Genomic DNA, 23534 nt, shown 5'->3' with positions numbered 1-23534 from the left:
GCAACTATATAACTTTATGACTATACAACTTTACAACTCGTTGTTAAAGAATTTTGGCTTCGGTACGTAGCAACTGAATGAGTGTTTCGGCCTCTTCGGCCTTGATCATCTTCACGGCACCGCGTGGGGCAGGCAATTCGTAGCTGCCGACGGTTGTAAGCTTATCCGTACCAACGGGTTCAACGATTTTAAGCGGCTTCGTGCGAGCCGTCATAATCCCACGCATATTCGGAATTTTCCATTCAGCAATGGGTTCCTGGCAACCAAGCACGAGGGGCAGTTTAGCTTCCAGTTCTTCCTTACCACCTTCGATCTCGCGGGTGATTTTAGCCGTATCGCCATCAATGTCGAGCAGCATTACGGGAGAAATGGAAGGCATGCCCAGCATTTCACCGACAATGCCGTGAACCTGACCGCCATTGTAATCAATGGATTCGCGACCCATCAGAATCAGGTCGTACTTATTTTCTTTGGCAATAGCAGCAATCTGTTCCGCTACGAAATAGGCATCGGTAGGCTCTGCATTTACCCGGATGGCATCATCAGCGCCGATGGCCAGGCACTTGCGGATAACCGGTTCCGAGTCAGCTTCGCCTACGTTTAGTACTGTTACGCTGGCCCCGAGTTTTTCTTTAAGTTCAACGGCCCGCGCCAGCGCGTAGTCGTCGTAAGGACCAGTAATGAAGGTGACACCGGCTTTATTTAATTTGGTGTTGTTATCGGTGAAGGCAATCTTGGTGGTAGTGTCGGGCACACTCGTCACACACACTAAAATTTTCATTGGCTATGTGGTTTTAGTTCGTGGAAATCGGTTCGTTACCGACCAATTTTACGGGGCAAAAGTACAAACACTCTTAAATAAAGTATGCATGCATACTATTTTTCTTCTTTATGAATAACGAACGCATCCAACAATTAATTCGATTTGTACAGGAAGAACCTGGTGAGCCCTTCAATGTTTACGCGCTGGCTATGGAATACCTGAATGAACAACCCCAGCAGGCGAAGACGTACTTTGATCAGCTATTGACGCAACATCCTGATTATCTGCCGACGTATTATCATGCCGCTGCTCTCTACGCCGATTTAGATGACCGTGATCGAGCGGCTAGCTTATATGAAGAAGGTATTGCGCTGGCTAGAGTGCAGCAGAATCAAAAGACACTACAGGAATTGCAGCGGGCTCAACAGGCGTTTGAAGATGATGAAGACGAATGGTAATTGGTCATTTTAGTTGTCATTGGTCATACTTGTCATTCGTTGTCGTTGCTGAAGACAAGTAATGACTACCAATGGCTAATGACAACTACCGACGTTGGCGCTTTTTCTTTTGTTGGACCAAGTCCTGCTTGAATAACAGCGGTATGGTTGTCTGTTCAGGGACCGAATAGCTGATTGACAGGTATTTGGCGTTTAGAACTTTGGGCAGATACACAAAGCCGCGTACCGACTCGCCAGGGGCCAGGGTGTTGGCTTTCAGGGCTAGTTCACGCCAGCGGTACTCTTCATAGTCGAACCGTTCCATCCGGTTGGCGAAGGTGCTGTGATCAATGATGCGCTTGGCGGCAATGCCCTGATAAGCCAGGTTGTGCGTAACGCGGTTGTTGATGTATTCGCCGTAGGAGCGACTTTTATTGGACGACGATACGTCCGAGGCAATAACGGCCACCATTAACACGGTGTTGAAAATTTTCGCCCGCTTCAACCGTTTTTCTTCGGCTTTCCGCTTCATGCCGATACGCCCCGCTTCATAAGTGGGATCAGCGGCAGCCCTGGACAGGGTTAGAGCCGAATTTATCGGATCGGTCAGCGTATCCTGGGCAGCACCTAAGGCGACGAACCGAAAATCGGCTGGATTAACTTCAATGGAGCGGTCTGTGCGGTTCTTGACCTCCACATCCAGCGTAACGAACTCCATATCCTCGCGCTCAAACGAAGCCACAACGCCGATTCCGTTACGTTCCGCTTTCGTAACCGGCCGACCTTCAATCGTAGCCACATCGCCCGAAACAGGTTCGAGTTTATAGGTCGTTACGGTAGGGGCGCAACTGCTGAGAAGACCAACCATCAGAAGAATGGCGGCTGTATTTCCGAACGTAAAGAAAGATTTCATAACCTATACGTTGCCAGGCTTATAGACCTGCTTTCTGGCTATAAAGATACACGGTAAGTTAATTCGGTTGCAACCTCATTAACAGAAAACAATGGCAATTGACCGATAAATAAGAACAAACTTAACTAGTTGTTATACAGCGGAATAAAAAAGGGAAATTCGGTAGCTCAAGTTAATTGTCTGACTATGTTTTACCGCAAGTTTGCGCCCGCTTCTCACTTGTCGCCTTTTGTGGAATGTTACTTCGTATGGAGGAAGCAGGACCAGTTAACGCGGCCTATGCAGATTGAATCACCGCCAACGGGATTTGCCTCAATGGTGTTTAATTACGGCGATACGTACCGGGTCAGAAACGTCAAGCATGATTCGCTGCTGGCTCCACCCGTATTCCTAACCGGGCAGGCTACCCAAAACTACACCCTCGAGTTAAGCGGCTCTATCAACATGGTCGGCATCGTCTTCAAACCGGCGGGGATCTCGTCGCTATTTGGCCTGCCTATGTATGAATTTACGGACGAGCGGACGAATTTGATCGACGTATTGGGTAGGCCAGTTCAGAGCCTGTACGAGCAACTTGCCGACATTTTCGATCCGGCCGAATGCGTGCAGCTGCTTAATCAGTTTCTGAGTCGGCAGCTACTACGCAAAGGTGAAATGTTCGATCGGACCGATTACGCGGCTAACCTGATCGTCGAGCAGAAGGGAATCGTGCCCATTAGCGCATTGATGGAGGATATGTATGTGTGTCGGCGGCAGTTTTTGCAGAAAGTGGGTGTGAGTCCGAAATATTACGCCCGCATCCGACGAATTAGTTACCTATGCGCTAAGCTGGCGGGTCAACGCTGGCAGGTAGCCGACTGGCACGACATTATCTACCACTGCGGTTATTACGATCAATCGCACTTCATTCGCGAGTTCACCCAGTTCATGGGTAAAAAGCCCACGGCATACGTCAAAGACAACGTTGAGCTGCTGAATTACCTAACCTAGCTGAATGTCGTATTTGTACAATTCTACGCCTTGATCGCCCGGTAGCTTTGTCGTCATAAACCTCTTTTTTTATGATCATGAAGCCAATTCTCATTCTTTTAGTCAACGTAGCAATGTGCATGTCAACGGCCTACGCTCAGAAGCGCTGGACCGAAGCTGACCGGACGTATACGGTCGATAATCTCAAACGCACCCGCGACGAGTTAACCCGCGAAACCGAAAACCTGACGGATGCACAGTGGCATTTCCGCGAGTCGCCTGACCGCTGGAGTATTGCCGAAGTGGTGGAACATTTAGCCTTATGGGAAATTATCTGGGCGCGCGAAATTAGTATGGGGATTCGCAGCACACCCCGCCCGGATCTGATTGCAACTAGCAGTCCCGACAGTTACTACATGGATTTCATTATGGAAACGAAAGCTCACAAATCTCCCGACTTTTCGCGGCCAACGGGATTTATACAGGGCAAAAACAATCTCCTTTTTTTTCAACGACTACGTAACCAGGCCATTGCTTTCGCCGACACGACGCAGGCCGACATGCGGGCTCAGTTTGAACTGACGGCTACCAAGTACCCGCGGAACATGCACCAAGTGTACATCTACCAGTGGGGGCACGTAGACCGGCATTTGCGGCAGATTCGCAAAGTGAAACAGCACCCCAATTATCCATCCGTCCATCTAACCAACAAATAAACTAGTAAACTCATGCAAACTGTACAACAAGATACCGCTGAGCTTAGCCGAAAAGGCGCATGTCTGGCCTTTTTCACCGCCTACGATGACCTCGATACCGCCCGAATGATTGGGCTGGCAGCTCCGGATGCACAAGTGCATTTTCTACCGATGGGCGAGGCTGGCCGTGGCTCGTTCTGGGAATTCGGCAAGACGGTCTGGGATCTGCTGATCGACTGCTTCCCCGACCTGAGTAACACCGTCGACAGCCTGCATACGCACGGCAGTACGATTGTGGCCAACGTAACCATCAGTGGTACGCAGGCGAACGATTTCATGGGCATCGTCAATCAGGGGTGCCGGTTTAACTCGGACCATGTCTTTGTGTTCCGCTTTAACGACGCCGACCAAGTTCAGGAGCTGACCATTGATTGGGACCATGCCAGCTTTACGAAGCAGCTGGGTAGTTAAGCCAATCAAATCAGCCGCCTGCTTAGATTACGCATAGTGAAAGAAACAGCGTAAGTAGTTTCAGAATCATAATCCGATTCGTTCATTCCGCCAGGTATTGTCGATGCCCCCGTTGCCGACTATACCTGGCGTAGTTTTGTTTCTGATGATAAGCTCTTAAAAGCCAGAGGAGCGGTCAGCGTCAGACTATATTTGTTTTAAGGACAGAAGGTTATCGGTTCATACATCAGGATTATCACCGTGACCAGTCGCTAAAAGGTTTGCCGATTCGCTTCATAAATACTACATCTTTGATCGACAAAGTTATTTACGCCTAACCTCTGGTTCTGCTCTGTTCAACCCCTCTTATAAAAGGGCTGTATAGCAATAAGGAGCGGAAAATGATTCCAGTACAATGAGATGTTTACAGGCCAAGCGGCTAAGCTGCGAAGCGTTTAACGTGTGCACTGATTGACCGTTTAATCAATTATTCAGTACGTCCTATGCCGAATATTCTGATTGTTGACGACCACCGCCTGTTTGCCGAAGGCGTGAAATTCCTGATTGAACATACTATTCGGTACGAGGTGGCTGGCATTGTACATACCGGTTCGGCCGTTGCGCCTTTTCTGGCCAGTCATCAGACCGACATCGTATTGCTGGATATTAACCTGCCGGACATTTCGGGGTTTGACCTGGTGAAATCGATTCGGCTCCAGCACCCGCACACCAAGGTGATCGCCCTCTCCATGCTGCACGATCTGCACGCGATCGAGCGTATGATGGAAGCGGGTGCTGCTGGCTATTGCATTAAAAGCGCTGGTCAGGAAGAGTTGTTTGCTGCGATTGAACATGTAGGCGCTGGCGGAAATTACCTGCCCGCGGCTTATTTTAAACTGCGAACCGAGCAGAAATTAAACCGGGAACGTTTACTCACGGATCGGGAAACGGAGGTGATTCAGTTTATCAGTCAGGGGCGCACGACGAACCAGATTGCCTCAAAACTTTTCCTCAGCACCCGAACGGTGGAAACGCACCGGAAAAATATCTACCGAAAACTGGGCATTCATACCAATGTCGAGCTGACGCTGTACGCCAAGAGTAATCACCTGATCTAGTAAAATGACTCGTTACGTCTTCATCGCTTTTGTGCTGGTTGCCTTCGGGGCTGAGGCTCAGCAGAAGGCGGCAAAGCTGCGTACGAGCGCACAATCGACTACTACGCCGTTTTATTTTGAGCACTACACGCAGTCAAACGGCTTATCGCAGGGGAGTGGGTATGCCATAACCAGTTTTGACGGCTTTCGCTGGTTTGCTACCCAGGATGGCCTGAACCGCTTCGACGGCTACGACTTTACCGTATTCAGGGCCGACAGAGCCCGTAGCGTGAACGCCAACTTCATTCAGGCCTTACTGGCCGATCGAAGCGGTCGATTGTGGGTAGGTACGACCCGTGGCCTGAATCTATACATGACCAGGCCCGGCTCACCGATTCAGTTTGATACGTTCAGCCAGGTGTTTAAGAGTAATCACCTGATCGACACCACCTCCATTGAAAAGCTGCTTGAAGATAAGACGGGGACTATCTGGATTATAACCGACGAAAAGGGGCTGTACCGCTTTGATCCGCGTACTAACCAGATCAAGACGTATCTGCCCGAACAGAATACGTTAGCGGACTTTGCCTTAGCGCCCGATGGCACCGTGTGGATAGCCTCCGATCGGGAAGTTTATTACTTCGATGCGATTCAGGACCGATTGCGGCCTGTTGGTATTAAAAACACGTATCGGCTGCCAGCCGGGACAATTCTGCGGGCGTTAGTAGTTGATGCCGCGGGACGTTTATGGATCGGTACGTACGGAACCGGTATTTACGTGGTCGATAAGCCACTTCAGCCCGATGTCATTCGTCAGTATACGGCCGGAAAAACCAGCCAGCACCTGAGCAGTAACGAGGTTGTCTGCTTCTTGCGGGACCGAGCCGGGAAGATTTGGATTGGTACTCGTACGGGCGGTATTTCAGTGTATAATCCAACTCAGCAGTCGTTTACCCACGTCAGACACAGTGATAACAATCCGCAGAGCTTAGGCGAGAACTACGTATTGTCGTTTTACGAGGATGAACAGTCGATTGTCTGGGTTGGTCTAAGTGGAGGAGGCATCGATAAATACGATCCGCGCAAGTATTCATTTCACCGCCTGCAACACGATGACGATCAGCCGCAGACAAGCCTGGTTGATAACATGGTTTTTGCCCTGCTTGAATACGACACTGATCTGTACATTGGCACGCAGACGGGTGGCCTGAGTCGGTATCAACTGAACACCAGAAAACTAAAGACGTTTCTACCCGATCCGGCCAATTCCAATAGCCTGTTGCATGGGCAGGTTTATGATCTATCCGCCGATTCCAGCGGACAAATCTGGCTGGCTACGGGTAAGGGGCTTTGTGCGTACACGCCCCGTGATCAATCGTTTCGGGCTTACCCGGACGATACGTCGGGCGGACTGATGTATCTCTATGCCGTGCAGGCGCTACGTAATCAGGCCGAAGTCTGGACGGGTGGCGATCGGGGATTGGCCCGGTTCGATAAGCAGACCCGGCGCTGGAAAACCTGGGGAGACATACCGGCTCTGGCGGCTATTTCCCGCTACGTTATTCGCTTGATTCACGAAGATCGTCAGGGCTACATCTGGTTGGGTACGTTCGGCCACGGCCTGATTCGGTACGACCCGGCTACGAAGATGGTTGCAGCCGTGGGGGCAGGAAACGGTCTGCCGTGTACCAACATTTTTGGCCTGCTCGAAGATGGACCCCTGCTTTGGGTTGGCACCGACTGCGGACTTTTTTCCGTAGACAAAGCGACGCTGGCCATTCGTCAGCACGTATCGACCCGGCAGGGCAAGGCCGCTTTCCGTCTCCCAAACGACGTTATTTATGGAATTTTGAAAGATAATCAGGGGCTTCTCTGGTTGAGCAGCAACAAGGGCCTTACCTGCTTTTCTCCGGCGAAAGGCGTTATCAAGAACTATGATATAAACAACGGGTTGCCCAGTAACGAGTTTAATGCCAACTGTGCGTATAAACGAGCCGATGGTACGTTGTTTTTCGGGGGCGTGAAGGGAATCAGCTATTTCAGGCCGGAAGAACTGCAGCAAAATCGGTTTCGGCCCCCCGTCTGCATTACCAACGTAACGGTGCTCGATAGTACGTATGCGCCCAGTCAGCAAAGGCTGACACTCGGCTATGAGCAGAACTTTATCCATATTCAGTTTACGGCATTAAATTTTTCGAATACCGAACAGAATCGGTACCTGTATCGGCTGGAGGGCATCGACGAAGCGTGGGTAGACGCTCAGGATCGACATGCGGCCAACTACACAAAACTGCCGCCGGGTAACTACGTATTTCGCGTGAAAGGCAGCAATGACGATGGCGTCTGGAACGAGCAGGGCGCGTCGATGGCCATTATCATCAAGCCGCCTTTCTGGGGGGCGTGGTGGTTCAGGCTGGTGCTCATCGCGCTGCTGATTGGCGGGCTGTATGGCGTGTATAAGTATCGGGTGCATCGGCTGAAGCTTGACCAGGCGCACGAGCTGGCCGTTTCGGTGAGAACGCAGGAACTCGAACGGCAGCGGTTTGCTAAAGAACTGCACGATGGGGTAGGGGCCAATCTGGCGGTTCTGAAAATGTATCTGAGTTCGCTGGGCAGCCCAACATTGCCCCTTGATGAACTGAAACATCGCTCAATTGCTATCTTGAAAACATCGCTGGACGATATCCGGAGTATCATTCATGACATGCATCCGCGTAGCCTGGCCGAGTCGGGGCTAGTGCAGACCATTACCGAACTGGCTGCCCTCATCAACGAAAGTAACCGGCTGACCGTAACGTTCAACGCGCAGGATGTGCCGTTGAAACTTCCCGAAAACGTGGAGATCAATCTGTTTCGCGTCGTGCAGGAGCTGGTACAGAACGCCTTGAAACACGCCAACGCCAATACGATCTGGCTTGACCTGCGCTACACTACGAACACCCTTCTGTTGACCTACCGCGACGACGGCTGTGGGCTAGACAAACCCCTGACTGACCAGACCACGGGCAACGGGCTAGTGAACATCCAACAACGGATCACGCTGCTGAAAGGCACCTGCGAGATTCAATCGGCTAAAAATCAGGGCACTCGTGTGGCTATATCGGTGCCGGTAGGCGATTAATGAACCGCTACGTTCACTGCATTTGCGTAGAAGTACGTACCGAAATACCAAGATGATGGTATTTTCTTCCCGTTGCTATACCCTGACCTTTGGTTTATAAAATCAGCAATTCACGATGAAGTCAGGGAAAGATTACCACGCTCTTATCTGGCTGATTATCTCGATCCTGGCCGCAGTTGTTGCGGTGGCGGGCCTTCTGCTGCTTTAACGTCCTGCGCTTTTTCGGGTGTGTGTGCAATGACAACTAGTTAAATTCTCATAATCATGAAGGGGTATCAAAATGACTATCTGAGTGAATTCGAGCAGGAGTTCGAAATGGATGGGGAGCCGACCGGACGCTACAACGAATTTGAACTGGTAAACGATGAGTCGGAGATTGATAGCGAGTGGGAGACTGACCAGGAGTTCGAAAGCCCTATGGGGAGCGACAGTGAAGCCGATTACCTGTCCGAGTTTGAAACCGACGGCGAATTTGAATCGGACAATGAATTCGAGAACACGCCCGAAGGTCGCTACGAGTCTCGCCTGTACGAAATCTTTACCAATAGTTACGAGAATGAATTTGAGTTCGAGAATGACTTCAACGAAGTTATGCACGAAGTCGAACGCGATTTCTTCTGGAGTAAAATAAAGAAGTGGGGTAAGAAATTAGCGCCCTTGGCCAAGACCGCCCTGGGGGCCATTCCCGGCGGTGGCAACCTGATGACGGCGATCAAACAGGTCACGAAAGACCCGCGGGGCTTGCTGAAAACACTGGCTATGAAATTTGGTCCGCAGGCGCTCAATGCCATCGTGCCGGGCGCGGGAGTAGCCCTGGGGGCGGTGCTGGGGAACCAGGAAGGGGAAACCGACGAGGCAGCCCGGCAGGCGGCCCGGGATACCGTTGCTCTGGCCAAGGAAGCCTATACCAACTTTGCCGATGAGATTAGTCGCACAACGTTCAGCCGAAGCCTACCCCAGGCCAGGGTCCAGATGAACCAGGTGGCTAAAAATGCCTTTCGAAAAGCGCAGCGTACCGTTCGACTCGGGTCGGCAACATCGCGCTATAAACGTATCGACCGCAAGGTGAAGGATGCCAACAACGGTCTGTATAAGATCGTGACCATTACCTACAAACGCGTATAACGGCAACTGCCGAACCGTCCCATCCTGTAGTCCATGTCATCTGGTGGAAACAAGGTCAATAACACCGAGCCGAATTGATGCGTCGCTGCTGTTGAAAATAGACTCGCTCCGAAACCGGGCGCGTTTATTGACCAACCTGCGGAAGATGCTCGCGCTGCAGCCGCATCAGGACATTACGGCCGAGCAGTGGGAAGTGCTTGAGTCGCAGTTAAGCACCGTCTCGACCAAGATAAGACAGCAGTTGCGCGTTTACACCGATACGTATTTTTCGGAACGTAACGACCCGCTCATCCGGCAGGCGCTGATCAATCGGCTGGGCGAACTGGAAGTTGAGCTGACCACCGCCTACGGGTTCTACGATACGTTCATGGATATTCTGACTCAGCGGCTGAGCAACGACATTGGCCCCTTGCTGAAAGGCTGCGATGCCATTGCCGCTCATGCGCTCCAGCGCGGAAATATTGCCGACATTACGGTTTCTCCTCTGGTGTACTGCGACCGCGGATTCGGAGCCTCAACCCTGCGCGAAGGAGTTCGTATCAATCAGCATACGTCGAATCCCATTCCGGTCATTGCGATTCCCTACAGCCGCATCAACGAAAAATATAACCTTATCTCCATCTTTCATGAAGCCGGTCATCAGGCCGTCGTCAAGCTCAATATGGTTGGTCTGTGGCAGCAGGTGTTTTATGAAGCGGTGAAAAAAGCCGGTGCTACGCCCTTGTTGTGCAGTCTGTGCGCCAATTGGTCGAGAGAGATCGTGCCGGACTTCTGGGCGTTTTGCCTGGCCGGAATGGGGCAAACGTGCAGCGTACGCGACGTATTGATGCTGCCGACCAACCTGATGTTCAACGTATCGACCCTTCAGCCGCATCCGCCTTCGTACCTGCGGTTTCTAATGTCGACGGACTGGTGCCGACAACTTTGGGGACGGGGCGACTGGGACGCCTGGGAAGACGAATGGGTCCGGATGTATCCGCTCAGAAGCCTGGATGATACCACCCGGCAACTGATTAAAGAAGCCCGGCAATGCATACCCGTGATCAGTAAAATCCTGCTGACGACCCGGTTCAGAAAACTGGGTAACAAGCCGCTAACGACACTGTTCGCCCTCGATACGTTAACCCCGCCTTTTCTCAAAAGTATGGCCACACCGGTGGGCATACGCAGTGATCAATTTAAGAAACAGCCGATCGGCGTTCAGTTGGCGGTGTTTCGGCTCATGCGCGAAAAACGAACCGTTCGGCAGGCCGACATTGATCAGCAAATGGACGAGTGGTTAAAAAATCTGGCGCAGAAGTAAATCGTAAACCGTGTAAAATCTAAGACAATGGCAAAGCTATTTCAGGAGCCGAAGAACACATTCTTTTGGAATAATATACAGACCTGGGCAATCCGGAGCCAGTACAATGAACTATTGAACCGCGTCCTGGTCGAATACGGGAACCAATACGGCACAAGCCTGCCGACATTTCTAAATAAAAATTACTGCTTAACCATTGGAGCGTGTTCAGGCAGTGTGATTTACAGAAATGCGCTCGACGAAAAGAACGACATCAGCATGACCGCAGCGATCACCGACGCGCAAGCAACCTTAACTGCTAGACAGGACTATCTAGGCAACGCGATACTGGATTTGCAGAACGCCAAAGCTGCTCTGTTAGGCCTGGGAAGCGGCAGCAAGGCTACCGGCAAAGCCCGTGAGGTGGCCGAACAGGAAATCACCGACAAAGAAGAAGAGGTTCAGAAAGCCAAAATGGCGGTGCGGCAGGCGTATTACGAGGGCTGCTACGAGGCTGGCCCGAAAGACTATTACCTGAATCCAAGTTTCCGTTACGAACGCGTTACTTCAATCCCGAATGCCCAACTGCCCCCTACGTTAGACATCGCGTATCGGACCAATGGGCTGACGGTAGGAGCGGTGATGTGGCTGTATTACTACGAACGGATGGGCGTTTTCAAAATCCTCGGTGCGTTGATGGACGATTATAACTACCGGGGTAAATACACCATTTCAGGCAGTCGCATCAATGATAAATCCGTTGCCATTACGTACTCGGAGGTGATGGACATGATCTGTACGCTGCATCGATTGGGCATAAGCTCGAACCTGCGCGACCGGATCTGCACGTACCAGCGGGTATTGGGCGTGTCGATCGAGAACAACCTGGGTATTGAGAGTGAGCGGAATACCGGGTTCATGAACACCTTCAACAAGCTGATCGACTACATGCTGGAGTACTACAAAACCAAGCAGCTGGCGCAGGCCATTCAGGCGCAATCGGGTACTATTCTGCCCCGCTCGTCGGTCGCTACGCAAACCTCTATCCGTGACACCATGAACGTATTGAAACAGCAGTTCGAGCCTTTCCAATACGGCCGTAACCAGATCAATACGTTCTTGGGCATTGCCATGGTACATGCGACGCTTTGCCTGGTCAACATGCTCAAAGCCGAGATTGGCATCCCGACGCAGTACGATAAACCCGAGGAATTCATACCGGCGGCTTACGATATTCTGGTTGGCAAGCGTGCCCTCACCCTCAATGAAAGCAACCGCTTTATCGTTTACGACAATTGTGCCTCGTACGGCTACCGCCTGCTGACCGACATTGAAACGGCCGACCTGACCCAACTCACGACCATCGCGACCGGCTCCACATTGGATGTCTGGCTCAACGACGTAGAAGGTCTCGTGGAAGGCTATCGCAATGCCTACGGCACCGTACCTGAAAAAGCCACGGCTATGGTGTAATCGCGTAAACAACTGCCAACTAACTTCACCTACGTCCATGCTACATCGCGAGCTTTTATTCAATGAACTTCAGTCTCTTCAATACAACCCAGAGCTGGAATACGAGGTAAAGAAACCGGTTGTCGGGCGAATTGCCTGGGCAAAAAGTGTCCTCAATACCTGGTCAGGCGCGGCTCTTCCAGACGATAATCAGTTAACCGATGACTTTAAGAGACTGCTGATTCAATTCCAGTCAGCCGCTAAACTCAACCAGACCGGAACAATCGATTTCAAAACGGAAAGGGCGTTGCTTGAGCAAAATGCGGAACGTAGTTCAGGCGCAGCAGGTGGAACCAGTAGCCAGATAATCAGTACGGCGAAATCCAGGCTGGAAGACTGGACGGATAAAGCCGTTATTCCGGCCACGAAAAAAAAACTGATCTTAACTACATTCCGGGATCCACGGACGATTACGTCGCTTGTTTTGCATCACATGGCGTACAAAGCCAAGGATAGCAAAGGGACGTATAGCAATCCGCAAAAGTATTTGGCTGTAGGGGCTCACTTCTGTATTATGCTCGATGGGCGTATTATGCAACATCATCCCATATCCCGGTTTATTTGGCACTCAAACTGCACGAGTCCAAGAAGTGTAGGAGTGGAGTTTGAAGGCAATTTCCCGGATATAAAAGGGCGATGGTGGTACCCAACCGACAAGAAAACAAAGAAGAAAATCAGAATAAACGAAGATCAGCCTACCCAGGCTCAGTTCGACTCGGGCCGGTTTCTAGTGCAATACCTGAAGACGGTTCTTAACCTTAAGCATGTATTGGCGCATCGGCAGAGCAGCGAAGATCGTGAAAATGATCCCGGCCCGGCTATCTGGTTCAACGTTGGCGAATGGAGTCTCAAAAATCTTGGTTTAAGTGACGGCGGTCCCGGTTTCAAGTGCGGAACAGGTAACTCACTACTCCCTGAATGGCGAAAACAGACTGCAAACACGCCAGCTATAACCCTTAGTGGGCCGTCCGGTACATCAGCGCAGAAAGAAAGTAAGCGGGTGCTCCAGAATCGTACCTACGCCAACACATTAGGTTGGGGGACGTATCTGAATCAGATCAATGATTTTCTGTTACCGTATAGTGGCCTGTCGAATGTAAGTCTGGGCGAAAAAGCGTTTGCAGAGGCTTTGGCCGTTTGGCAGCGAAGCAAAGGGTTACAGGACGATGGTATTTTAGGTCCGAATACATGGACACTCCTCAAAAAAGCGTTGGGTTTAAGCGCTACTACATCTGGTGGCGCTGTGGCAAACGCTATGCCCGACCGGTTCCGGATGTTAATACCGGCGTTGACTAAATACCGTGGAAACTGGCCACTCGATTTTTTGCTGGCCTGGATCAAAAAGGAGTCGGATGGAAGCATTAAATCGCATACCTCGCTTGATGAACGGGGATATTTTCAACTGCATCCGGATGAATCCAAAACGCTGAACGTTGATCATCAACGGTTAAGTACTGACAGCGATTATTCGATTCAGGCGGGTATTCAACTCGTAAATCTTCGGGCAAAAAGTGCGGCAAAATACGCAGCCATGTTAGGTGTACCAGCCAGTGGGGAAGTGTACCTAGCCCTGACCAAATTGATGCATTGGCTGCCGTTTGGGGTACAAAATATCGTTAGTGTTATGAAGAAAAAGGGTTTTGCTCCCAAAAGCTGGGAGTCGTTCAAAGCCTTTTGCGTCACCAACAGCGCCGAGATTCAGGCCGGTATCAACCAAAAAGGCCGGTGGCCTTTAGCGAACGGGTTAAAGAACACCGACGATGTGTTCAAATACGCTAAAGAGTTCAGGCAACTCTTGTAGCGGTAGTGCATTGATCGTTTATGGCGCTGGTTTTCACGGTTGAATTGCCAGCCACACATTGCGTAAGCCAAGAAAGCTTGTCACACCTACCAGAACGACCATAGCTATGTTTTGCCATAAGCTATTGCGGTATCCATCAGGAAGCACATTCTTGTTGTTGACTGCAATTAGAAGAAAGATAGTCACAATGGGCAAAAGCAATCCGTTAGCCGCTTGAGCCAGTACGATAACGGGTATGGGCCTGACTCCTAATAGGCCGAAGAGTAACCCAATGCCCATTACGCTAAGCCAAATGGTACGATAACCGGTTGAGCCCTCTGGCAAGCCCAGGATGCTGTGCCCGGTAATCGCAGCGGCAAGCGGGGCCGTCAGAGCGGACGTGAAACCGGCTGCAAACAGACCAAACGCAAATAAGAAACCGGCCCAGTTGCCTAACCGTTGGCTAAGCGTCTGAGCGACTGTTTGAAACGTAAAGTCACCGGAAACGAGCGTGCCCGACATAAGGATAGCCATTGAAATCAGACCGCCGATCAGCACCGCCAGGCTAATGCCCCAACGCATCTCTGCCAACGATTGATTTTTGCCAATACCGGAACCCAGGAAAAGATTATAAGGGACGATCGTAGTTCCGATCAGGCCAATGACTAACACCGCGGAATCGGCTGGGAGAGAGGGAATTACTAAGGCAGAGGCAAACGCTTCGAGCCCGGGCGACGCACTTGTCGCTACGTAAGCGAAGGCAACCCCCATACTAAACACAATAAGGCCAAGCAGGTTGGCAATAAGCCGGGTTGAGCCCTGCCAGAGTAGCACGGTACAGACAATACCGACGCTAATGGTAAGGATCTGCGCTGAAAAACCAGTGAGAAGCTGTAAGCCGGAAACCGCTCCCAGAATATTGCCTGCCTGGTAGGCCGCACAACCAAGAGCTACCGCACCGAACAGAAGCGTCACAAGCCAGCGAACGCGCGGTCCGTATATTTGAACAAGTAGTTCGCCTAAGCTCAGGCCCGATCCAATGGTGATTCGGGCGGCTGCCTCCTGTAAGACAATGGTGCCGAGGGTAGAGAACGTCAGCGCCCACATGAGTTGCAGACCGAACCGAGAACCAGCCATGGCGCAGGTTGTGACCGAGCCGGGTCCAATAAAAGCCGCTGAAATGACGGACCAGAACAATACGCTGCCAAGACCAGCGCGGAAGGAAAGGGCTTTAGGCACAACAAAAAGAATGAGCGGTGATTGATCGATGCTGGAAATTTAACCAACATTTACCAATCACCGCTCATGAACAGTCTGTAGTTCGTACTACGACAGGTATTTACGAAGCATCCAGGCCATTTTTTCGTGGGCTTCCATCAAGCCCGTCAGGAAGTCGGCTGTACCGGCGTCTTTTAGTTCCTCGTCGCATTTGTCGACATCTTCGCGCAGCTCACGCGTGATCTGTTCGTGGTCACTGAGTAGCCGCTCGAACATGTTCACGGTTTTTACCTCGCCACTCTGGTCCTCTTCAAGGCTAGTGCCACCGATGAAGTCGGCCATCGTTGAGAACGGTTTGCCGCCCAACGTACGAATACGTTCGGCAACCTGGTCAATCATTTCTTCAAGAGCTTTATACTGCTCTTCAAAAAACTCATGGTACTCTTTAAAGCTTGGTCCCGCTACGTTCCAGTGATACTTACGGGTTTTAATGTACAGCACGTGCAGATCAGACAAGTATGCATTGAGCATCTCGTTGTCTTTTTTCAGTACGTCCTGATCAAGGCCAATGTTAGGCTTTATGTTTTTAACAGCCTTATCCTGTGCTTCTGGTTTGTTCAAATCGGTAGTCATAACAATGAGTCGATAAGTAATAGTCAGATAACCCGTCTGCCCTGAAATTGTTGCCGGAACTTATAGAAGCGTTGTCACCAGTTGGGATTTTTTAATGCTGAATAACCTCAGGCCTAATTACGCTCACATAATTATTGTTTCCACCCCTTGCTGCGCGGTAGCCACTTCGGCCAGGGAAGCGAACCCGCTTTTACATCTAGCATTGTGCGCAACCAACCGATCGGTTATGGCCCTGCCAGCTGGTGGTCTATTTAGCATATATGTCTAAATGGATGACTATAAATCTATAAGTTGGTTTCTAATTTTTTTCTCTTTTATTTAGCTTATTCCTCTACCTAACCATGACCCGATTCCTTCCGCTGGCAGCTGCTCTGTTGCTGGTTTTCTCTCCCCTCTGGCTACGGGCGCAGTCGGAGTTGTTACCTGCTTCGCTGAAGAATGCACCGGACTCCGTTAAGCTATGGACACTTCGACACATCGGCGATTCCCTGATAAACGCGGGTCAGATGATGCCCGCCCGACAAGCCTATGAGCAGTCATTGACCCTGGCACAGGCCGTTAATAATCTGGACGATATTGGGCTGGGTTACCGCGCAATAGGCTATTGGTACCGAACAACGGGGGATTCCAATGAGGCTATTCGGTGGTATCTGAAAGCCCTGGATACGTTCAAAAAAAGCGGAAACCGGCGGAAAGAGGCCCGGACAGCGGCTTTTATTGGGTTTGCTTATGACGGGATCAACAAGCTGCCGGAAGCCCGGCGCTACCTGCTGTACGGTATCGAACTGGCGAAGCAGGGGGGCTATGAACATGAACTGAACGAGTTGTACAGCTATATGGCCAACCTGGAGGGGCAAAGTCAGCACTTCGATCAGGCAATGGCTTATACGCAGAAAATTCTGGCGTTCTATAAAGCGCAGAAAGATACAGTTACCTATTACGGTGCACTGTTCAACCTCGGTATTCTCTACAAAAAACAGCAGCAGTATGCGAGTGCCGAACAAACCTTTCGGAAGGTGCTGGCCTATGCTGATCACTATAAGGATGATTTCGTACGGGGATACGTGTACTCCAGTCTGCCCGCCGTGCTGATCCCTCAGAACAAGCTGGACGAAGCCGAACAGGCCTGCCAGCGGGCACTGGCCTGGGTTGATAGTACCGGCACAGCCAAGCATACAGTTCTGGACGAGGTGAACGGGTACCTGAGTCAGATATGGGAAAAGCGGGGAGACTACCGACAAGCCCTTTTGTTTTATAAACGCCATGTTGCCAGCCATGACAGTGTATTTAACGCCACTAAAAACCAGCAAGTGACCGAGCTGGAGACCCGCTATCAGACTCAACAGAAAGAAGAAAATATTAAGCAACTGGCCGCTACAAATGCCTTGCAGCAACAACAAATCTGGATTGGCGGCAGCAGCCTGGTCTTAATGACGCTCCTGCTGGGCGGGTTGTACTGGTTCTATCGGCGTTTGCAAAAAAGCCGGACCAAAATTCAGCAGCAGGCCGACCAGTTGGCGCTGATGATGCGGGAATTGCACCACCGGGTTAAGAATAATCTGGCCATTGTTTCGAGTCTGCTCAAATTACAGTCGAACCGGCTCGATGACGAAAATGCCGTGCAGGCCGTTCGGGTTGGGCAACAGCGGGTCGAGGCTATGTCGCTAATTCATCAGCGGCTCTATCAAACCGACAGCGTAACGACCGTTAACATGCGGGAGTACCTGGCTGATCTGGCCGAAAGTCTCATGCTGGCTTATAACTATCAGCCCTCCGAGTTTGACCTACAACTCAACATCGAGCAGCAGGATATGGACGTTGATATGGCAATGCCGCTAGGGTTGATCGTTAATGAGCTGGTAACGAATGCCTTTAAGTATGCCTACACCAACGTAGTATCTCAGCGTCCTTTGTTACGTATCGACTTACGACGGCAGACGAGCGCACCCCAGCCGACGATTATTCTGGAAGTGCAGGATAACGGGCCCGGTATTGATCAGGCGGACTGGCAGCGAAAAGGTGCGAAAGCCTCGTTTGGTAAGCGGTTGATTGCTTCCCTCAGCGAACAGTTGGAAGGTGAGTTTGAGTTACTCAAGCAAAATGGAACGCTATTCCGGCTACAGATGCCTACCGTTCGTTCGTAAGGTTGAACTTAGTCGCCTGGATACCCCAGTCAACAGTTTCGAATGCCATTAACAATAGGGTTATGAGTCCTGATGAACGTATCAAAATCTTGATTGTGGAAGACGAGCCTATTCTGGCCATGGAACTAAGCGATACCCTGGAAGCCGAAGGATACGACGTAGTGGGTACGGCCAACAATGGGCGCAAAGCCCTCGACCTGTTCAAACGGCAGTCCGTCGACTTATTGCTGTGCGATATTACCATAAAAGGCGACTGGGACGGAATTGAGACCATTCATCATCTGATTGCAGAGCGGCCCGTACCCGTCATCTACCTGACGGCATTAACCGATCGGCAAACGCTGGAACGGGCTAAACAAACGTATCCGGCCGCCTACCTGACCAAGCCTTATCAACTGCATAGCCTTCGGACAGCCATTGAACTGGCGATTTGTAACTTCTCCGCCCGGTCAGTTGTTTCCGTTACTCAACCTGTAACGGCACCTCCCTCCGGCCGCGATCCACTCGGACGCGAAGCGATCCTGCAAATCAATGATTACCTGTTTATCAAACAGAATTATCAGTTCGTAAAAGTCAGCCTGAATGATCTACTGTATCTGGAAGCCGATAGCATATACACGAATCTGTTCACAAATGACCGTAAGTATGTACTCCGGCTTACGCTGAGTGGCGTGCTGGAACGCGTCAATCAGCCCGAATTCGTCAGAGTTCACCGTTCGTATGCTGTCAATATCAATAAAGTAGACTCATTCAATGAGGCCGAAGTCGGAATCGGACCGCACTTGATTCCACTCAGTCGAAGCTATAAAGATGAGTTTTTACAGCACTTTCTGCACCGGTAAAATCAATACCTGGAACTAAGTTGTGGGGCTATTGATCAGCCTGTTAAGGTGGATGTTAATGCTGATCGTAAAATCGGGACAGCTGGTAAATAAACAAACTGCGTCATGATTTTGCACAGCGGTCAACCTTATTTAGAAAGCGGATAACCCGTTTTAATCCGATGTAACTTACGCGTTGCCGGTATTCGCATACTAATTGTCGTCGTTCACAACATTTTCCAGCATAGTCTACTCATACGCTCTACCTTTGAGTTGGCTAGTTCTTGAAGCTGACTCCTGGGTCAGACTCCTTGTTTGGCCGCCACTAGTCTAGTTAAGTGGATTACTTAGATCACAACTCGTCTGGACGTATTGTGGTACAAGTAGCTTAGGCTGCCTGCTCTGTCAAATGACGTATACTTCATTGATCGCTGGACGGTAAAATCGGGGTTTAATTGTGCCGGGAATGAGAGGTACCCTTAATTGAAATGGAAGTACGTATGCGAATTAGATAAGCGCAAAACGGGCCTAACACAGAACAAAATTTTCAACCTAACCTGTCTGAACATCCGGCTATGGATTATACTAATCTTCTTTTGCGTCAGAATCCGGTGGCTATTGTGGGTATGGCCTCTGTGTTTGCCGATGCCAAAAACCTGGAAACGTACTGGACAAACATTATTCAGGGCGTTAACAGCATTAAAGACGTACCGGAAAACCGCTGGAAGATCGACGATTATTACGACCCCAACCCAGCGGCTGCCGATAAAACGTACTGCAAAGTAGGGGGCTTTATTCCCGATATTGACTTCAATCCGCTTGAGTTTGGCATGCCTCCAAACCTGCTGGAATCTACTGACACGGGGCAGTTGCTGAGTTTAGTTGTTGCCCGGGATGCGTTGATCGACGCGGGCTATGCCCCAGGTTCGGCAAAACTGGACGCTAAACTCCGCGAACGAACCGGGGTTATCTTAGGCGTCGGCGGTGGGCAGAATCTGCTGCTCCCCTTAAACTCCCGGCTGGAAGCGCCCGTCTGGCGAAAAGCGCTGGAGTCCATCGGTATGCCGGAGGCCCAGATTCAGCAGGTCATCGACAAAATAAAGGCGGCTTACATACCGTGGTCGGAAGACACGTTTCCGGGTCTGCTGGGCAACGTAGTAGCGGGACGTATCGCCAACCGCTTCGACTTCGGCGGTATCAATTCCGTGGTCGATGCCGCCTGCGCTGCGTCGCTGAGCGCGGTTAAAATGGCCTTGAGTGAACTGATTGAAGGGCGGTGCGACATGATGCTGACGGGGGGCGTCGATGCCAACAACTCACCGTTCATGTACATGAGTTTCAGCAAAACGCCGGCATTCTCGCGGAAAGGGCAGATTCGGCCGTTCGATGAGGAGTCGGATGGTATGCTCATTGGTGAAGGCTTAGGCATGATTGTCTGTAAACGACTGGCCGATGCCGTTCGGGATGGTGACCGGATTTACGCGACCATTCGCGGCATCGGCGGATCGAGCGATGGGCGCTTCAAAAGCATTTACGCGCCCCGCCCGCACGGTCAGGCAATCGCCATGCAGCGGGCGTATGACGAAGCGGGTTATGATGCGGCTACGGTAGGATTGATCGAAGCGCATGGCACCGGAACGATAGCGGGTGACTTGTCGGAGATTACCTCGACGAAGATGGTTTTCGGGAAATCGAACCTAACCCCCGGTCATATCGCCCTGGGGAGCGTTAAGTCGCAGATTGGTCATACCAAAGCGGCTGCCGGCATTGCCGGACTGATTAAAGCCGCCCTGGCGCTGCACCACAAAATTCTGCCGGGCACGATCAACGTAACGCAGCCTAATCCGCAGTTGGGACTGGCAGATTCTCCCCTGTACATCAATACCCGAACCCGCCCCTGGTTCCGGAAAGCAGCGCATCTGCCCCGGCGCGCTGCGGTAAGTGCCTTTGGGTTCGGGGGCGTCAATCTGCACCTTACACTGGAAGAACTCGGCGAAGAGCCTGACAACAGCTATCGACAGTATACGTTGCACCACCTGATCCTGCTGCATGATTCGACCGATGCTGACTTGTTAGCCAACTGTCGGCAACAACTGACGTTGCTAACCACCGGGGAGGCCGATGCTACGTTGAAGCGGCTGGCGCAGCAATCGGCTAGCGCAAAAATTCCGGCCCATAATCCCCGCCTGGGGTTTGTAGCTTCTTCCGTTGAGGAGGCCCGTCAGAAAATAAGCGGGGCTATTCAACTTCTGGAACGTAATGCCGGACAGGCCGCATGGCAGCACCCCATCCAAGGCATCTGGTACCGTAGTGCCGCCTTGCCAATCGATCACAAAATAGTCGCTCTGTTTGCCGGACAGGGGGCGCAGTACGTAAACATGGGCGTTGATCTGGCCAGCGCTTATCCACCCGTTCGAGCGGCTTTTAACCAGGCCAATCGCTTTTTTGAGGCTAAAGGCCAACGTCTCCTGACCGATGTGGTGTTTCCCGTTCCGGTTTTTTCGGCCGAGGAAGAGCAGCGTCAGGAAATAACGCTTCGCCAAACGCAGTTTGCCCAACCCGCCATTGGGGCCTTAAGTGCCGGACTGTATCGGCTGCTGACTAACGTCGGCTTTAAAGCCGATTTCTACGCGGGGCATAGTTATGGCGAGTTAACGGCTCTGTGGGCAGCCGGTGTCCTGGATGAGGATGCGTTTTATGGCTTGTCGAAAATTCGTGGCGAAGCGATGGCCGCGGCTGCTACGGGGCAGCCGAGCGGCATGCTGGCCGTGAAAGGGGAACGTAACACCATCGAGCAGTTACTCCGAGGCTATCCTACCGTGTGGGTGTCGAACATCAACTCACCCACCCAACTGGTGCTGGGCGGAGAGACCCGCGAATTAGTCCGGTTTCAGGAAGCCGCAAAGGCGAGTGGATTTCAGGCGACGCTATTGCCCGTGTCGGCCGCTTTTCATACGCCTTTAGTGAGCCAGGCGCAAGAACCGGTTGCCGATGCGATTCGACGCATCACGGTTTCACCCGCTTCCGGCCCCGTTTTCTCGAACACAACCGGCCAGGCCTACCCCGCCGATCCGCAGAAGGTTAAAGACCTGCTGGCGAGCCATATCGCCAGTCCGGTACGTTTCAACGAACAGATCGAATCTATTTACAGCCAGGGCGGGCGCGTATTCGTTGAGTTTGGGCCAAAGAATATTTTAGGCAACCTGGTTAGGGAGATTCTGGGGGATAAGCCCCATACCGTGATTTCCCTGAACGCGAACGCTAAAAAAGACGGCGACAAACAAATACGTGAAGCGGTTGCGCAGCTCGCTGTGCTGGGGGTAGCGGTACAGGGCTTCGATTCGTTTGCGCAGCCCTATGCCGAACCGGCCGCCAAAGCCAGTTTAACCGTTAAAATCAGTGGCCATAACTACGTTTCTGAAGCCACGCAGAAGCGGTACGAACAAGCCCTGAGTATCCCCGCAATCGACCTGAATTCCATTCTTCCTACTGACGACGAAGACGAACTTATGAATCCAATACTTACCCAAATGCAGGCTGACATAGCCGCATTAAAGGAACAGCAAAACCGGATCGAGGCTTTATTGACAGCTTTAGTCCAATCGAACAATACCCATCCTGCGAAGGAAACAAACGGGCAATCCATCCCGGCCCGGCCTGTTCATCAGCCTGCTAATGGGTATCATCATGAGCCTGTACTGTCGCTCAACGGGAAGCATGAGGCTAGAAACGGCTCGACAAACGAAGCCGTACTTACCCAGCAGGTTGTCGCTGAACCACCCGCGGCACCCGCGCCTTCAACCAGTATCGACCGCAAACGTATCGAAACCAGCTTGCTATCGGTGGTGGCTGAAAAAACAGGCTATCCAGCCGAAATGCTGGATTTAAGCATGGACATGGAGGCTGATCTGGGAATTGATTCGATCAAGCGGGTTGAGATTTTCGGTACTATGACCGAAGCGCATCCTGCCGTACAGGGGATGAAGCAACAGGAACTGGCTGAACTCCGTACGCTGCAACAGATTGTCGACTACCTGACTTCGAAAATGAATGGCGGGGGAGTGGCCAATGGATTTGCAGCATCGTCACCGACAATAGAAGCGGTCAGCGGCTCAGGTCGGCCAACCAACGGACAGATTTCACCGCCCATTAACGTATCACCAGTCGGGGCCGAAAGGCCCGTAGCAAACGACACTAAGCCGGGCGTTGATCACAAGGTTATCGAAACGAGCTTATTGTCGGTAGTGGCCGAAAAGACAGGCTATCCGGCCGAAATGCTGGATTTAAGCATGGACATGGAGGCTGACCTGGGTATTGACTCGATCAAGCGGGTTGAGATTTTCGGTACTATGACCGAAGCGCATCCTGCCGTACAGGGCGTGAAGCAACAGGAACTGGCCGAACTGCGTACGCTGCAGCAGATTGTCGATTATCTGGTCACGAAAATGACGACAGGGCTGGAGGGCGCTGGCGTAAAAAAGTAAGTTCCGGTCCGGTTGCCGAGTGCCAGCCGGAGACTCGATTTGCCCCCGGAACCTATCCGAACGTACCCCGTTCGGTCGCTACGCTGCGCT

General features: G+C 51.4%; 17 protein-coding genes. 13 read left to right on the top strand and 4 right to left on the bottom strand.

Translation table 11 applies throughout. The features are described from left to right. Positions 1-43: 43 nt before the first annotated feature. Positions 44-781 (bottom strand): electron transfer flavoprotein subunit beta/FixA family protein, encoded by a 738-nt coding sequence (locus ACYVIY_RS25040; RefSeq protein ID WP_460979259.1) that lies wholly within the window; start codon positions 779-781, stop codon positions 44-46. A 110-nt stretch (positions 782-891) separates the two neighbouring features. On the opposite strand from ACYVIY_RS25040, the gene ACYVIY_RS25035 reads away from it, so the two are divergent. Beyond that, on the top strand, positions 892-1221 hold the full coding sequence (locus ACYVIY_RS25035) for a tetratricopeptide repeat protein (RefSeq protein ID WP_460979258.1): 330 nt from the start codon (positions 892-894) through the stop codon (positions 1219-1221). Positions 1222-1306: 85 nt separating this feature from the next. Here the strand turns inward: ACYVIY_RS25035 and ACYVIY_RS25030 are convergent, their stop codons facing one another. Beyond that, positions 1307-2113 carry a hypothetical protein gene (locus tag ACYVIY_RS25030; RefSeq protein WP_460979257.1) on the bottom strand — a complete coding sequence of 269 codons (807 nt, stop codon included), beginning with the start codon at positions 2111-2113 and terminating at the stop codon, positions 1307-1309. 186 nt (positions 2114-2299) lie between these two features. Here ACYVIY_RS25030 and ACYVIY_RS25025 point away from each other — a divergent pair, with 186 nt between their 5' ends. From ACYVIY_RS25025 to ACYVIY_RS24985, 9 genes are all read left to right on the top strand, one after another. Next, positions 2300-3103 carry a DUF6597 domain-containing transcriptional factor gene (locus ACYVIY_RS25025; RefSeq protein WP_460979256.1) on the top strand — a complete coding sequence of 268 codons (804 nt, stop codon included), beginning with the start codon at positions 2300-2302 and terminating at the stop codon, positions 3101-3103. A 77-nt stretch (positions 3104-3180) separates the two neighbouring features. Continuing rightward, positions 3181-3798 (top strand): DinB family protein, encoded by a 618-nt coding sequence (locus ACYVIY_RS25020; RefSeq protein WP_460979255.1) that lies wholly within the window; start codon positions 3181-3183, stop codon positions 3796-3798. Between the two features lie 12 nt (positions 3799-3810). Then, entirely contained in the window at positions 3811-4248 is a 438-nt protein-coding gene (locus ACYVIY_RS25015; RefSeq protein WP_460979254.1) for an ester cyclase, read from the top strand. Positions 4249-4730: 482 nt separating this feature from the next. Beyond that, positions 4731-5345 carry a response regulator gene (locus tag ACYVIY_RS25010; RefSeq protein WP_460979253.1) on the top strand — a complete coding sequence of 205 codons (615 nt, stop codon included), beginning with the start codon at positions 4731-4733 and terminating at the stop codon, positions 5343-5345. Between the two features lie 4 nt (positions 5346-5349). Beyond that, complete coding sequence (locus ACYVIY_RS25005; RefSeq protein WP_460979252.1) at positions 5350-8445, top strand: sensor histidine kinase; 3096 nt, start codon at positions 5350-5352, stop codon at positions 8443-8445. Between the two features lie 264 nt (positions 8446-8709). Further along, positions 8710-9570 (top strand): hypothetical protein, encoded by an 861-nt coding sequence (locus ACYVIY_RS25000; protein ID WP_460979251.1) that lies wholly within the window; start codon positions 8710-8712, stop codon positions 9568-9570. A 43-nt stretch (positions 9571-9613) separates the two neighbouring features. Further along, positions 9614-10873, top strand: a complete 1260-nt coding sequence (locus tag ACYVIY_RS24995; protein WP_460979250.1) for a hypothetical protein — start codon at positions 9614-9616, stop codon at positions 10871-10873. Positions 10874-10900: 27 nt separating this feature from the next. Beyond that, positions 10901-12325, top strand: a complete 1425-nt coding sequence (locus tag ACYVIY_RS24990; protein WP_460979249.1) for a hypothetical protein — start codon at positions 10901-10903, stop codon at positions 12323-12325. Positions 12326-12362: 37 nt separating this feature from the next. Further along, the gene (locus ACYVIY_RS24985; protein WP_460979248.1) at positions 12363-14165 is read left to right on the top strand and encodes a peptidoglycan recognition protein family protein; all 1803 of its coding nucleotides are present in this window, start codon (positions 12363-12365) and stop codon (positions 14163-14165) included. 33 nt (positions 14166-14198) lie between these two features. Here ACYVIY_RS24985 and ACYVIY_RS24980 read toward each other — a convergent pair whose 3' ends face one another. Together ACYVIY_RS24980 and ACYVIY_RS24975 are read right to left on the bottom strand one after the other, a co-directional pair. After that, positions 14199-15383, bottom strand: a complete 1185-nt coding sequence (locus ACYVIY_RS24980; RefSeq protein WP_460979247.1) for an NRAMP family divalent metal transporter — start codon at positions 15381-15383, stop codon at positions 14199-14201. Between the two features lie 87 nt (positions 15384-15470). Further along, positions 15471-15995, bottom strand: a complete 525-nt coding sequence (locus tag ACYVIY_RS24975; protein ID WP_460979246.1) for a Dps family protein — start codon at positions 15993-15995, stop codon at positions 15471-15473. 341 nt (positions 15996-16336) lie between these two features. Between ACYVIY_RS24975 and ACYVIY_RS24970 the strand changes: the two genes are divergently transcribed. From ACYVIY_RS24970 to ACYVIY_RS24960, 3 genes are all read left to right on the top strand, one after another. Beyond that, positions 16337-18139 carry a histidine kinase dimerization/phosphoacceptor domain -containing protein gene (locus ACYVIY_RS24970; protein WP_460979244.1) on the top strand — a complete coding sequence of 601 codons (1803 nt, stop codon included), beginning with the start codon at positions 16337-16339 and terminating at the stop codon, positions 18137-18139. Between the two features lie 62 nt (positions 18140-18201). Further along, complete coding sequence (locus ACYVIY_RS24965; RefSeq protein WP_460979243.1) at positions 18202-18981, top strand: LytR/AlgR family response regulator transcription factor; 780 nt, start codon at positions 18202-18204, stop codon at positions 18979-18981. Positions 18982-19535: 554 nt separating this feature from the next. Next, a complete protein-coding gene (locus ACYVIY_RS24960) occupies positions 19536-23444 on the top strand; it encodes a beta-ketoacyl synthase N-terminal-like domain-containing protein (RefSeq protein WP_460979242.1) in 3909 nt (1302 codons plus the stop codon). Positions 23445-23534: the final 90 nt, after the last annotated feature.

This window comes from Spirosoma knui (assembly GCF_054780635.1).
The sequence above is the reverse complement of the archived record's forward strand: the minus strand, read 5'-3'. Positions and strand labels throughout refer to the sequence as shown.